Consider the following 14,042-nt stretch of genomic DNA (forward strand, 5'->3'; position numbering starts at 1 on the left):
GGCCTTCACGACGCCTGCCGTCATTCGGGTCGAGAAGGGGCGGAGCGGGCCCTCCCTACATTACGAACAGTGCCCTACAACTACCCTCAAAGGACGCATAGGGGAATTGCAGCGGCACCGTCCGGAGGCAGAACGGTCCGTTAACGCCGGCATCGTCCGGACCGGGCTCGACGGCCCGGGTTCCGAACGGTTCAACGCGGAGCTCTCCGGGCAAGCTCAGCCCAGTGCCGCCCGCGTGGCCGGCGGGCCCACGGGAGGGCCGGTGCGCGGGTTGGGACGGCGCCAGGGGGTCGAGTCGACGAGTGGGAAGGCGTCCTTCCACACCGGCTCGTAGCCGGCCGCGACGAGCATCACGGCGACCTCAGCCGGCGCGCGCTCGTCCGAAATCGAGAACTGCTCCTGGGCGGTGCCCGGCGAGCCGTAGCCGCCGGGCTCGGTGGAGGAGCCCGCGCTGATCGTCGTCGCCGCGATGCGGACCAGGCCGTCGCGCATCGCCGCCGGTTCCCGGGTGGACAGCGTCAGCGCGAGGTCGGGTTCGACCAGCCGCAGGGCCGCGTACGCCTGCACGAACTCGGGGTCCGAGACGACCACCGTCGGCGGGAACCCGCTGGCACTCGGCTTGATACGCGGCAACGCGACCGACACCTCGGTCCGCCAGTACCGCCGCGACAGGAACGACGCGTGAGCGGCCAGGGCGAGCACGTCAGCCCGCCAGTCCGGGGCGAGGCCGAGCAGGGCGCCGATCCCCAGCCGACGCGCCCCGGCGCCCGCGGCCCGCTCGAACGACGACAGCCGGCGGTCGTAGTCTCGCTTCCAGCCCGCGACGTGCACCTCGGCGTACCGGGTCCGGTCGTAGGTCTCCTGGTAGTGGACGACGCCCTCCAGCCCGGCCCGCACCAGCCGGGCGTAGGTGTCGTCCGACCAGGTCTGCGTCTCGATCGACAGTGACGGGAACATCGGCCGCAGCCGCTCGACCACGGCGACGAGGTAGTCGGCGGACACCTCGACGCGGTGTTCCCCGGCGACCAGCAGCAGGTGGCGGAAGCCCCGCCCAGCCAGCAGCCTGCCCTCGGCCGCCACCTCGTCGACGCTGAGGGTGCGCCGCGCGACGGGCAGGCCCTTGGCGAAACCGCAGTACGTACAGGACGACAGGCAGGCGTTCGAGACGTACAGCGGGGCGAACAGGCGCACGGCCCGGCCGAAGCGGCGCAGCGTGGTCGCCCGGGCGGCGAGTGCGAGCTCCTCCAAGCGTCCCGTCGCGGCCGGTGAGAGCAGGACGGCCAACTCCTCGAGCCCAAACCGCCCCGGCGCCGACTCACCCCGGCCGGCCGGATCGGGAACGACCCGGCGCAGCACGGCGTCGACCTCCGCCGGCGTCGTGCGCCCCGACCTGGCGGACAGGCCGGCCAGGTCCAGCGCGGCGAGCTCACGGGCGAACTCCCCCCGCGGCGCGCTCACCCGACCGCCTTGCCGTTGCCGTTCGCAGAGGTCACGGGAGGCGCAGAGGTCGCGGAGGGCGCAGCGCCGAGGGCGCCGAGGAAGCCAGTCAGCGGCGAGGACGCGGACGCCGCGGTGGCCGTGCCGGGTCCGGCCTGCCCGGCCAGGTAGCCCAGCCGCCCGGCGACGGTCGCGAGCGCAAAGGCCCGGGCCATCCGCACCGGGTCGGCCGCCACCGCGATCGCCGTGTTGACCAGCACCGCGGCCGCGCCGATCTCCATCGCCTCGGCCGCGTCGGAGGGCACACCGAGGCCGGCGTCGACGATCACCGGCACGCCCGCGCCCGCCACGATCGCCTCGATCGCGTCCCGGGTCCGCAGCCCCCGGTTCGAGCCGATCCAGCTGCCCAGCGGCATGACCGTGGCGCAGCCGGCCTCCTCCAGCCGGCGGGCCAGCACCGGGTCCGCCGAGCAGTACGGCAGGACGGTGAAGCCATCGGCGACCATGAGCTCAGCGGCTCGCAGGGTCTCGATCGGGTCCGGGGCGAGCGTCCGCGGATCCGGGGTGACCTCTAGCTTAACCAGGCCGGTTCCGGTGGCCGCGCGACCCAGGCGGGCGAGGCGCAACGCCTCCGCCGCGTCCGCGGCACCGGAGGTGTTGGGCAGCAGCGTCATGGCCGGCGGGACGAAGTCGAGCACGTCACCCTCGCCGGCGCGGTCGAGGTCGACCCGCCGCAGCGCGACCGTCACGATCTCGGCGCCGGAGGCGAGCAGGCTGTCGCGCATCACCTCGTGGGCGGCGAACTTGCCCGTTCCGACCAGCAGGCGGCTGCCATAGGAACGGCCGGCGATCACGAGATCATCGCCCCCGTGCGGCTCGGCCGCCTCGGCGGCGCCGAGCCACGAGACGCCGGACGGCCCGGACCATCGCGCCCCGGGAACGGTGGGACCTGACGGAGCCTGCGGCATGATGTCCATCCTCCCCACGCGCGCATGACCGCGATCGGGTATGCGGGTCGCCGACGGTGTTCCTGGCCGGCCTCTCAGCCCACGTCCACGGGCTCCCCGGTGCAACCCCCAGTCTAGCCGGCCCGGCACCGCCACCGAGCCGGATCGGCGCACCCCACCCACCTGGAGCGGCCACATCGGGGGCCCGCGGATCGGAGGCCGGACCGCCGATTACCCGAACGTGCCGGGGCGCGGCCTCGTCGGCCGGGGCAGGCTTGCCGTGGCATGGGCGGGCCGCCGCGGATACGCGCAGCGCGGTCACCGCTTACGCAAGGGCTGGAGATTCAGCCAAACACCATCAGCCGGTATGACCGATAGCAACGGCTATGTCCGAGGCATCTCGAAGCGTTCCCCGACCCCCGGCCCGAATCTGGAGCTAACACCACGAGGCTCCGGTAGCGGCATGGTCCGACGGCGATCGTAAGCTGTCTTCCGTGGATGCCACCGTGGCCGACCCCGTCATAGATCGGCTTCTCGATGGCCGTTACACGGCGCAGGAACGGATCGCCGTCGGCGGCATGGCGACGGTGTACGTCGCGCACGACAACCGGCTGGATCGGCTCGTCGCCCTCAAGGTGATGCATCCCAACCTCAACCACGACCCGGAGTTCGTCGCCCGCTTCCACCGCGAGGCCAAGGCGGTGGCGCGCCTGAACACCCCCCGGGTCGTCTCGGTGCTCGACCAGGGCTCCGACCACACCCCGGTCGGCCTGGTCAACTACCTGGTCATGGAGCTGGTTCGCGGCCGGTCGCTGCGCCAGCACCTGGCCGCCCGCGGGCGGCTGCCGGTCGCCGAGGCCGTCGAGATCATCGAGCCGGTGATGGAGGCGCTCGCCGCCGCGCACGCCGCCGGCATCATCCATCGCGACATCAAGCCCGAGAACATCCTTCTCGGTGATGACGGCCAGGTGAAGGTCGCCGACTTCGGCCTGGCCCGCCCCCTCGGGCAGCCCACCCAGGCGCTGACCGACGGGGTGGTCATGGGCACCGTCGGCTACCTCGCACCCGAGCAGGTCACCCGGGGCACCGCCGACACCCGCAGCGACGTCTACGCCGCCGGGGTGGTGCTGTTCGAGTCGCTGACCGGCCAGCTGCCACACAGCGGCGCGACCCCGATGTCGATGGCCTACCAGTCCGTCCACGGGGACGTGCCGGCGCCGTCCACCATCGTCGAGGGCGTCCCCGCGGAGCTCGACGGCCTCGTCCTGCGGGCGACGTCGCGCGACCCGGGCCGTCGGCCGGCCGACGGCGCAGCCCTGCTCGACGAGCTGCACCGCATCGGGCCTTACCTGCCATCGGCGGACGCCTACCAGACCGGCTTCACCGGCGAGGTCGAGCGGATCGGTCTGATCGGCCCGCCTGCCGAGGGCTCGGAGCCCGACTACACCCGCGCCTACCAGCCCGCCGATTACCACGACGCCCGCGGCGCCGGGCCGTTCACCGGCGCGGAGTCGGGGCGACCGGCGGGGGCCGGCACCGCGGAGCATGATCCGGCCGCCGGGCCACCGTACACGGGCGGGGCCCCGAGCCAACCCGGAACCGGGGCGCTCTACCGCTCCTCGGCCACGCCCAGCCAGACGTCCACCAGCTATCTCGGCGCCGCGCACGGTCACCGCCGCGCCACGGGCTCGGGTACGGGTTCTGGTCTCCGTCGGTATGCGCCGTTCGCCGTGGGCGGCGCGGCGATTCTCGTCCTGCTACTCGGCTTCATCACGCTGCGCTCGCTGTCCAGCGACAAGATCGAGGTCCCGCAGCTGACCGGCCTCAGCAAGTCGGACGCCGAGGCGATGCTGCGCGACGACGGGCTCAAGCAGACCTACCTCGATCCGGTCGCCAACCTGACCGTGGCCGCCGGCCACATCGCCCAGCAGGATCCCAAGGACGGGGCGAAGGTCGACAAGAACGCGGTGATCACTCTGCGGCTCAGTTCCGGGCCGGCGACCGTCGCCGTGCCGGACCTCGCGAATCTCACGCAGGACCAGGCCACGGCCCGGCTCAAGGAGCTCTACCTCGCCGTGGGTGGGCTGTCCAACCAGGCCAGCGACACCGTCCCCGCCGGCCACGTAATCGGCACGAACCCGGCCGTCAACACGATGCTCAGGCCCAAGGACGGCGTCACCCTGATCATGTCGAGCGGACCGGACACCAGACAGATGCCGGCCGACGTCATCGGCAAGACCTACGACGCCGCCAAGGCGGAGATCGATGCCCTCGCCGTTGCGGGGGTCACGGTCCAGCGCGCGTTGACCGTGGCCGAGGACGCGACCCCCGGCAACGTCGTCGGCGCCACCCCCGGAGTCGGCCAGGAGATCGTGCCCAACAGCACCGTCACGCTCACGGTCGCCTCCTCGCCCGACGCCGGTGACGGCTCCGCCGGCGGCGTACAGGTCACCGTCCCCAAACTGATCGGCAAGACCTACCGCGAGGCCGAAGGCATCCTCCGCCAGCGTGGGCTGAAGATCGATCGGTTCGCCGTGTTCGGCAACCCGAACGACCGGGTGACAGCCCAGTCCGCCCAGCCCAACTCCAAGATCGAAAAGGGTAGTACAGTACATGTGAACACTGTGTGGCAGATCGGTAACTGAACGGCGGTCGACCGCGGTCGGGATCCCGCCGGAGTGGAGCAGCCCGGGCCTCGGCTGCGTGGCTTCCGGTGGTGGCAGCCGCGTCGGACCCGCGCCGAGCAGGCCGCCACGCTCCTGGACGGCCAACGGCCGCCGACCGACGCCGCCGAACTCCGCCTGGTGAACGCGGCGGCAGCCCTACGTGACCTCCCGACACCCCGGATGAGCCCGGTGCGCCGCAACGCCCTGCGCGCCCACCTGCTCGCCGCCCTCACCGACACCGCCCTCACCGAGGCCACCCCCGCCGCACCCACCGCACCCACCGCCTCCGCCGCACCCGACCCGGCACAGTCCGCCGAGCCCGCCATGGCCCGTGGCTCGGGCGCTACCGGGCGGAGGGTACGTCGAGTCTCGCCTCGACAAGCTCGGGTTCTGCGCACCGCCCGCCCGCTACTGGCCATCTCCCTCGCCTGCGCGGTGGCCCTGGTCGGCCTCGCCGTCAGCACGGAGGACGCGTTGCCGGGCGAGACGCTGTACGGCGTCAAACGGCGGGTCGAGAACATTCAGGTGTCCCTGGTGCGCGATCCGATCGCCAAGGCGAAGACCCGTCTCGACGTGGCCGTTACCCGCATGGACGAGCTGCGCACGATCACTCTCGGCCAGGGCACCCACATCGACCGCCCCACCGGCGCCGCCAACCAGCCGCCGCCGGGCCCCGCGAGCCTGCTCCAGCCGACAGATCCGTTCGCCCAGCTGTGGACCGCCGGAACGGGCCTTCCCCTCCCGCAGGTCCGGCCCGTCGCCCCGGCCGGACCGATCCAGGCGCCGCCCCCCAGCCGGCCGGCCGCACCGGTTCTACCGTCTCCGCCGGCCGCGTCGCCCCCGACCGCCGCACCCGCCGCCTCGGCCATCACAGCCACCACCACGACAGCCGCCTCGGCGACACCGGCCGGCTCGGCCGCCGCGGCCGCGGCGGCGGCCCTGGCCGCTTCCGGTCACCATGCGGATGCCGGCACGGTCAACAGCCTGCTGCGGGCCTGGTGCGCCCAAGCGCGAGCCGGCTCGCGAGTGTTGCTCGCCCGAGCCGCCACCGGGAACGCCGACGCCTGGACGACGATGGATGCCTTCACCACCGAGCAGTCCGATCGGCTGGCACCCATCCTCGCCGCCCTTCCACCCGGCACGTCCGAAGCCGCGCAGGCGACCCTTGACCTCATCGATGAGTTCCGCCTCGGCCTCCGCTTCCCACGAGCGACGGCCACCGCCGTGACGCAGCCCGCGAGTACCGCGCCCACGGCGGCGCCGACCAGCGCCCTGCAGGAGGCCCCATCGTCCGCCGCGCCGAGTGCGCCGACATCCCCGGACGACGCCGAGTCAACCACCATGCCGACGTCAACCACCACGCCGACGCCAGCCAGCAGGGTCAGCGGCACCCCCGATGAGGATGCGAGTCACGGTAGGGCCGAGGTAAGCCGGGCGGCCGAATCGGCCGAGCCGTCGGCAGCCGCGCAGAGACAGCCGAGTGCGCCGAGCACCGCGACCCCGGCCAGGCAAGCAGGCGAATCCTCGCCGCTCCCAGCGGTCAGGGCCCCGAACCCACCGAAGGCCTCCCCGCCGTCAAGCCCCACGAGTGCTCCCGTGGACATGGTCGGCACGGCCTCCACCGGCACAGGCGGCTGGTCGGCGGCCGGCAGCGCCGCGAACGGCAGCGCTCCGACGGCCGATACGCAGACGCCGCCGGGCACCGCCACGGGATAGGTGGCCCCGGGCTGAGCGTCTGACATCTGAGCGCCGCCTGCCATCGGTCGGAGCCGTTGGAACGCAGTTGCGGCGCGGTCGGGTTCGCACCGTCACTGAACCGCGAGACCCGTCCGTGACCAGCTGCGCACATAATCGTGCCGAGGGGTAAGCACGGTTTCAGGCCGCAAAACCGTGCTTAGGCCTCGGCACGATCTGACCGTGATGTGGCCGGGTATCAAATGGCCGGGTCGGGTGGGGCCGGGTCGGGTCAGGTGGTGGGGTACTCCTGCATCGCGGCGGCACGCTCGCCACGCGCGTGCTGGAGCATCTCGGCGACGAGGAAGGCCAGCTCGAGTGCCTGCCCGGTGTTCAGACGCGGGTCGCAGGCGGTCTCGTAGCGGCCACCGAGATCCTCCTCGCCGATCAGCTCGGCGCCGCCGAGGCACTCGGTGACGTTCTCGCCGGTCAGCTCGATGTGCAGCCCGCCCGGGTGGGTGCCCAGGGCCTTGTGCACCTCGAAGAAGCCGAAGACCTCGTCGAGCACGTCGTCGAAGTGGCGGGTCTTGACGCCGCCGACGTCGCGGGTGTTGCCGTGCATCGGGTCGCAGGACCAGACGACCGGCGGCCCGGCGGCGTTGACCTTCTCGATGATCGGCGGGAGGGCGTCGCGGACCTTGCCTGCGCCCATCCGGATGATCAGGGTCAGCCGGCCGGGGATGTGCTGCGGGTTGAGCCGCTCGGCGAGTTCTAGGACCTCGTCGGGGCTGGCCTTCGGGCCGATCTTGCAACCGATCGGGTTGCCCACCCGGGACAGCAGGTCGACGTGGGCACCATCGAGGTCCCGGGTCCGCTCCCCGATCCAGATCATGTGCGCGGACAGGTCGTACGGGTTGCCGGTGGCGTCCTCCACGCGGGTGAGGGCGCGCTCGTACTCCAGTAGGAGACCCTCGTGGCTGGTGAACAGCTCCACTCCGGTCAACGCCGCGCTGCCGAGGTCGATGCCACAGGCGGCCATGAAGGCCAGCGCCCGCTCGATGTTCGTCGCCATCACCTCGTAGCGCCGGCCGGCCGGCGAGTCACGCACGAAGGCCTTGTTCCACTCGTAGACCTTCGACAGATCCGCGAACCCGCCGGTGGCGAACGCCCGGACGAGGTTCAGCGTTATTGCGCTCTGATGGTATGAGGCGACCATGCGCATCGGGTCCGGCCGGCGGGAAGCAGCCGTGGCCGCGATGTCGTTGACGGCGTCGCCGCGGTAGGACGGCAGGCCGGTGCTCGACTCGATGTCGGTCGAACGCGGCTTGGCGTACTGGCCGGCGATGCGGGCGACCTTCACCACCGGCGTGCTCGCACCGTAGGTGAGCACGACCGCCATCTGCAGCAGCGTCTTGACCTTGTCGCGGATCTTGTTGGCGGTGTTCGCCGCGAAGGTCTCGGCGCAGTCGCCGCCCTGGAGCAGGAATGCCTCACCCCGTGCGACCATCGCAAGGCGGTCGGTAAGTGAACGCACCTCGGGGGCGGTGACCAGCGGGGGAAGCCCCGCAAGCTGGTTGTAGGCGGACTGCAGTTCCTCGAGATCGGGCCACGACGGCTGCTGCTTGGCCGGGAGGGTCCGCCAGACATCCAATGCGCTCACGACACACAGGGTACGGTCCCGGCCGCCATGCGAGCCGGTCAACCGGCCGACGTGTTTCGGTCGAGGCCCCGAGTGTGCTCCGCGCCTGCCGACGGTCCACCGGCGCCGATCAGCCGAAGAAGATCTCCGCCTCGTCGTAGAGCTCCGCGGGCACCGTCTTGAGCTCGCGGGTCGCCTCTGCCAGCGGGACGCGGTCGATGCGGGTCCCGTGCAGGGCGACCATCACCCCGAAGTCGCCCTCGTGCACCGCGTCGACGGCGTGCAGGCCGAAGCGCGTCGCGAGCCAACGATCGAACGCGGTCGGCGTGCCGCCGCGCTGAAGATGGCCGAGCACGGTGGCGCGGGCGTCCCGGCCGGTGCGGCCGCGGATCTCGGTCTCGAAGACCTGCGCGATGCCCTGTAGGCGGACGTGGCCAAAGGCGTCGAGCTCACTCTCCCTCGTGACCAGGGTGCCGGCGAGCGGGGTGGCGCCCTCCGCGACGACGATGATCGGGGAGTAGTGGGTGGCGAAGCGGGCCTCGACGAAGGCGCAGACCTTGTCGAAGTCGAACGGCCGTTCCGGGATGAGGATGACGTTCGCGCCGCCTGCCATCCCGCTGTGCAGGGCGATCCACCCGGCGTGACGCCCCATCACCTCGAGGATGAGCACGCGGTGGTGACTTTCCGCGGTGGTGTGCAGGCGGTCGATCGCCTCGGTGGCGATGTTGACCGCGGTGTCGAAGCCGAAGGTGTAGTCGGTGGCGGACAGGTCGTTGTCGATGGTCTTGGGAACCCCGACCACGGGCAGCCCTTCGGCGTGCAGCCGGGCGGCCACGCCGAGGGTGTCCTCCCCGCCGATCGCGATGAGCGCGTCGATCTCGGCGGCGGCCAGGTTCTCGCGGACCAACGACGGCCCGTCCACTGCGGCGTAGGGGTTCGTGCGGCTCGACCCGAGAATGGTTCCGCCGCGCGGCAGGATGCCGCGCACCGCTGCGGTGTCGAGCGGCACCATGTCACCGGTCAGCGGCCCGCGCCAGCCGTCCCGGAATCCCACGAACCTGTGCCCGTAGACGCCCTCGCCCTTGCGGACGACGGCCCTGATCACCGCGTTGAGCCCGGGGCAGTCGCCGCCGCCGGTCAGTACGCCGATCCTCATCGCGAATACTCCTGTCAAGCGCGCCGGCCCCCGCCGGCGGCAGCGTAGCGGCCGCTCCGCGCGGAGGAACGTGTTCGCGCTAACCAGGCGTGGCGACCCGACTGCGGTGAGGCGTCAACGGCGCGAGGGCGGGACGGCGGCGATCCGGGCACGCAGCGGGGCGAGGACCTCCCAGCGCGCCAGATTGTGCACGGCATCGGCGAGGGCATCGTGCGCATTGGCCGGCGGCGGCGGCAGCACCGGGCGTCCGACGTCCTCCCAGAGCTGGCGCAGGTCCCGGGTGAAGCGCGGGAGCTGCGCGGGCAGGTCGGTCATCGTCCCGAAAAGCTGGCAGAGCACCACGTGGTCGTAGGCGCCGTACCAGGCCCACAGCTCCGGCGTGCCGTCGGTGGTCAGCAACGCGGCGATCTCCGCACGGATCCGCACCCGGGACCGCCACGCCGGGTCCGCGAGCGGCGGCAGCTGGTCGAGGACGTTACGGCGGACCCACGGCACCGCGAAGGCCGGGTCGAACTCGGTGGACACGGCGTAGTAACGCTGCGCGCCGTCCTCGCTGACGATGCCGATGCTGACCAGGTCCAGCCAGAGATGATCAGCCTCGCGGCGTTCGATGAACTCGGTGTCGTAGAAGAATCGGGTGCCCACCGGTTCAGTCTCCCCTGCCGGGAAGATCGGCGGACACGGACGCCGGGTTCGGTGCCGACCGGACCGACCGGCGCCGCCACGGCCGCAGCACGAGCTCGAGCAGCGCCACCGCGGCGGCCGCCCCGACCAGTGGCAGCACCCACAGCAGCAGCCCGGAGTACTCCTCGTCATCCTCGCTGCCCACAGGCGCGGCGGCGGACGCGCCCGAACCGCCCGGCCGCGCCGCCACGGCTCCCGGCGAGGAGGCGCAGCCGGCCGCTCCGGCGGCCGCGGGCGCGCTGACCTGGGGGCCGGCGGTGGCCGGAGCGACTCGGACCTCGACCCGGGCTGCCCCGGGCTCGGCCACGACGCACAACAGGCCCGCGCCCGGCGCCGAGGTCACCCGCGCGCCGGTGACCTGGACCTGGTAGCCCTGCGGGTAGGACCATGCCGGCAGGCTGATGGCCGTCGCCGCGCCGGCCGCCAGGGAACTCCCGCTGGGCGAGGCCGTCCGGAAGGTGACGGTGAGCACTCGCCCCGCGTCGAACCGCAGCGACTCGGGAGTCCCCGCGACGGCCACCGGGTACGGGCGGACGATCTCCGCCGGGGCGGCCTGGAGCATCCCGCCGCCCGGGGCAGGCGGCGGGTCGGTGCCGACCGTCCCGCCCGTGCCGCTGGGCGCGTCGTAGAACCAGCTCAGCCCGAAGGCGTCGGCGGCCGCCACCAGGCCGCGCAAGGCTGCGGGCGAGCCGTCCTTCCACCCGATCAGGTAGCCGGTCGGGTCGTTGACGGCGACGGTGGCGGCGGCGTCGAACGGCGCTGGGCGGTCCCGCCAGAGCAGGTGGACCGGGTCCTGGGCGGTGACGGCGTCAGCCAGCGTCCCCCCCGTGCCCGCGGCGGCGGGAACCTCGTAGCCGAGCAGGTCCGGCTCGCCGTGCAACCGGGTCGCCAGCCGGCCGAGGCCGGCGGCGAGCGTGGCACTCGACAGCGCCTGGCCCCGCGCGGCGGGGACGAGCCGCAGCACGACCCGCATCCCGCGGCCGGTGAACGTCCGGGCGAGGCTCGCGACCTGGCCGAGTCCGGGATCCGCCGAGGCCCCCGCGGCCGCGTCGGGCGCCGGCCAGCCGACAGTGACCGGGAAGTGGCCACCTGCGGCCACCGGCACCGCGAGGCGTACGCCGCTGAAGCCGTAGCCGATCCAGGTGTCGAGGTCACGGGTGGTCGGGATGACGCCGGCGGGCACCGTCATCCCGCGGATGACGACCACGCGGCGCTCGCCGTCGGTCAGGTAGGCCCCGGAACGGCTGATTGTGCCGGCGGGGACGGCACCGGCCGCGGAACCCGGTGCCGCCGCGTCGGCTGCGGCGGGTGGAGCGGGCACGGCGAGCGCGGCCGGGCCCGCCGCGACGAGGCAACCGACGAGAACACCGAGCGCGAGCAGCAGCATGGCGGGCCGGCGGGCGCCACCACGTGGCTCGGCCCGCAGGCCACCCAGGCCGGGAGCCCGCCGCCACCGGCGAGCGCCGTCCAACCATTCGACCGCCGCCAGAAGAGCGAAATCGCCACGCACGTAACCATCCTGCCGTGTTGCCGGCAGGCGGGTCAGACCGCCCGGTCGGCGTGGTCGTCCGTGACCCGCGGCTGGGTCGGCGCGGCCACGGGACGGGACGGGCGTTCGCCACCCGCCGTGGCCGACCCTTCGGGAGTCACCGCCACCGCCACCGCCGCCGGCACGGGCCGCCCGCCCCGCACCGAGGTGTCAGCGGCGCCGTCCGCAGCGCCCGCGCCGCCTGCGGCGCCACGGGCGGCGGCCATCTCCTCCTTGGCCCGCTTGGCGTACATATCCACGTACTCCTGGCCAGACAGGGCCATCAGCTCGTACATGATCTGGTCGGTGATCGACCGCAGCACAAACCGGTCGTCCGCCATGTCGGCGTAGCGGGAGAAGTCGAGGGGCTGACCGACCCGCATCCCGATCCGGCGGATCTTCGGTAGCAGCTGGCCGGGCGGCTGCACCTCGAAGGTGCCGATCATCGCGACCGGGATCACCGGCACGCCGGCCTCCAGGGCCATCCGGGCGACGCCGATCTTGCCGCGGTATAGGCGACCGTCGGGCGAGCGGGTGCCCTCCGGGTAGATGCCGATCAGCCGGCCCTGACGCAGGACACGCACGCCGGAACGCAGCGCGCCCTCGCTCGCCTTGCCGCCGCTGCGGTCGATCGGGATCTGGCCGGCGCCGCTGAAGAACACGCGCTTGAACCACCCCTTGACCCCGGCCTCGGTGAAGTAGTCGCTCTTGGCCAGGAAGGTCACCCGCCGGGAAATCACCAGCGGCAGGAAGAAGTGGTCCAGAAACGACAGATGATTTCCGGCGAGGATCGCGGGGCCCTGCCCGGGGATGTTCTCGGCACCTTCCACCCACGGGCGCCAGAACACCCGCAGGATCGGAGCCAGGACCACCTTGAGCACCCAGTAGAACAAGACAGCTCCCACCTGGTCACCGCCGTGAGACGACGCCCGCCAGGGCGGCCGTGACCGGGCCGCCCGTCTCCATCCGCCGAGACCGATCACATCAGGCCGAGCATCTCACCGCCCGCCACGTGGAGCACGGCGGCGCTCCGCGACCGACGGACTGCGACGGTACGCGGGCCGCGCGGCGGATGCCGCCCGGCCACGATCACCGACGGAGACCGAGCCGCCCTCGAGTCTGAGGAGCGGCCGTCTCCCCTGTCCATCTAACGCCGACACGGCCCACTGTGGGGACCGCGGCACCCGGCCCGCCGCCGGCGCAACGAGCTCGCCGGGCGCGCGCCGGCAGCCCCACGCCTATATCATCCCAGCGGGGGTGTTCTCGGCCCAGACGGGCCCTTAACGTTCCGACGACATATGCAGGACCACGAGATACGCACGACCGTGGCCTCAACCCGCGGACCGTGCGAGCATACGTTTACCGACGCTTTCCTTCCGCGCCACCCCGCTACGTGGCACGCGGGCGGACGCAGGGCACGAAGGGCGGATACACGATGGCGGGCTCCACCGGCACAGCCGTCCTACCTGGCGCCGAGCCGTTCCAGTTCGCGGGTGGGCCGGTGGGCGTCCTACTGGTCCACGGATTCACCGGCTCTCCGGGCAGCATGCGGCCCTGGGGCGAGGCTCTCGCCGCCGGGCTCACCGTCTCCTGCCCGCTACTCCCGGGCCACGGCACCCGCTGGCAGGACATGCTCCCGACCACCTGGCCCGACTGGTACACCACCGTGCAGGGCGCGTTCCTGCGCCTGCGCGCGGACTGCGAGCAGGTGTTCGTCATGGGCCTGTCGATGGGTGGGACCTTGACGCTGCGGCTGGCCGAGGAGCACGGCTCCGACGTCGCCGGCGTGGTCACGGTGAACGCGAGTCTGTCCACCGAGCGCCGGCAGGCCGCGCTCGCCCCGCTGCTCGGCCGGTTCATCCCGGCGGTGCGCGGCGTCGCCGGCGACGTGAAGGCCAAGGGGGTACCCGAGGTCGGCTACGACCGGGTGCCGCTGCTGCCGTTCGCGTCGCTGCGCAAGTTGTGGGGGGTAACCCGCGGCGACCTCGGGCGGATCGACTGCCCGGTGCTCGCGTACCGCAGCATCGTCGACCACGTGGTGGAGCCGAGCTCGGGGGCGATCCTGCTGGCCGGGGTCCGCGCGCCGATCGAGGAACGGCTGCTGCCGGACAGCTGGCATGTGGCAACCCTCGACAACGACAAGGAAACAATCTTCAAAGGCAGTCTGGACTTCGTCCAGCGACACGCGGCGCGCACGCTCGTGCCCGACCCGCCCCGCAGCGATGGCTGAGCACCCGCCGGCGCCGGGCCAGGGCGAACCGCGGCCGTCCGCGGCGGGTGCGACGGGGGGCGGGGCGACCGGGCCGGCCGG

The 14,042-nt window shown here is 72.8% G+C and carries 10 protein-coding genes; 3 read left to right on the forward strand and 7 right to left on the reverse strand.

The genetic code is table 11. The features are described 5' to 3' along the window. Positions 1–216 precede the first annotated feature (216 nt). Together thiH and G6R25_RS14265 are read right to left on the reverse strand one after the other, a co-directional pair. Positions 217–1,458 carry a 2-iminoacetate synthase ThiH gene (gene thiH, locus G6R25_RS14260; protein ID WP_235948434.1) on the reverse strand — a complete coding sequence of 414 codons (1,242 nt, stop codon included), beginning with the start codon at positions 1,456–1,458 and terminating at the stop codon, positions 217–219. After that, entirely contained in the window at positions 1,455–2,405 is a 951-nt protein-coding gene (locus tag G6R25_RS14265; RefSeq protein ID WP_235948436.1) for a thiazole synthase, read from the reverse strand. Before G6R25_RS14265 ends, thiH begins: the two co-directional genes overlap by 4 nt. Before the next feature lie 473 nt (positions 2,406–2,878). Between G6R25_RS14265 and G6R25_RS14270 the strand changes: the two genes are divergently transcribed. Both G6R25_RS14270 and G6R25_RS14275 read left to right on the forward strand, forming a co-directional pair. Further along, positions 2,879–5,029, forward strand: a complete 2,151-nt coding sequence (locus G6R25_RS14270; protein WP_235948438.1) for a Stk1 family PASTA domain-containing Ser/Thr kinase — start codon at positions 2,879–2,881, stop codon at positions 5,027–5,029. A 33-nt stretch (positions 5,030–5,062) separates the two neighbouring features. Further along, positions 5,063–6,766: a DUF5667 domain-containing protein gene (locus G6R25_RS14275; RefSeq protein WP_163553355.1), complete on the forward strand. Its 1,704-nt coding sequence runs from the start codon at positions 5,063–5,065 to the stop codon at positions 6,764–6,766. Positions 6,767–7,016: 250 nt separating this feature from the next. On the opposite strand, the gene G6R25_RS14280 is transcribed toward G6R25_RS14275, so the two are convergent. From G6R25_RS14280 to G6R25_RS14300, 5 genes are all read right to left on the reverse strand, one after another. After that, entirely contained in the window at positions 7,017–8,384 is a 1,368-nt protein-coding gene (locus tag G6R25_RS14280; protein ID WP_163553356.1) for a class II 3-deoxy-7-phosphoheptulonate synthase, read from the reverse strand. 109 nt (positions 8,385–8,493) lie between these two features. Then, positions 8,494–9,519 carry a 6-phosphofructokinase gene (locus G6R25_RS14285; protein ID WP_163553357.1) on the reverse strand — a complete coding sequence of 342 codons (1,026 nt, stop codon included), beginning with the start codon at positions 9,517–9,519 and terminating at the stop codon, positions 8,494–8,496. Between the two features lie 114 nt (positions 9,520–9,633). Beyond that, positions 9,634–10,164 (reverse strand): polyadenylate-specific 3'-exoribonuclease AS, encoded by a 531-nt coding sequence (locus tag G6R25_RS14290; RefSeq protein ID WP_163553358.1) that lies wholly within the window; start codon positions 10,162–10,164, stop codon positions 9,634–9,636. A 4-nt stretch (positions 10,165–10,168) separates the two neighbouring features. Further along, on the reverse strand, positions 10,169–11,713 hold the full coding sequence (locus G6R25_RS14295; RefSeq protein WP_235948441.1) for a hypothetical protein: 1,545 nt from the start codon (positions 11,711–11,713) through the stop codon (positions 10,169–10,171). 32 nt (positions 11,714–11,745) lie between these two features. After that, positions 11,746–12,636, reverse strand: a complete 891-nt coding sequence (locus tag G6R25_RS14300) for a lysophospholipid acyltransferase family protein (protein ID WP_473246901.1) — start codon at positions 12,634–12,636, stop codon at positions 11,746–11,748. 530 nt (positions 12,637–13,166) lie between these two features. On the opposite strand from G6R25_RS14300, the gene G6R25_RS14305 reads away from it, so the two are divergent. Beyond that, positions 13,167–13,961, forward strand: a complete 795-nt coding sequence (locus G6R25_RS14305) for an alpha/beta hydrolase (protein WP_163553359.1) — start codon at positions 13,167–13,169, stop codon at positions 13,959–13,961. Positions 13,962–14,042 lie beyond the last annotated feature (81 nt).

This window comes from Candidatus Frankia alpina, assembly GCF_902806485.1.
Lineage (GTDB): Bacteria > Actinomycetota > Actinomycetes > Frankiales > Frankiaceae > Frankia > Frankia alpina.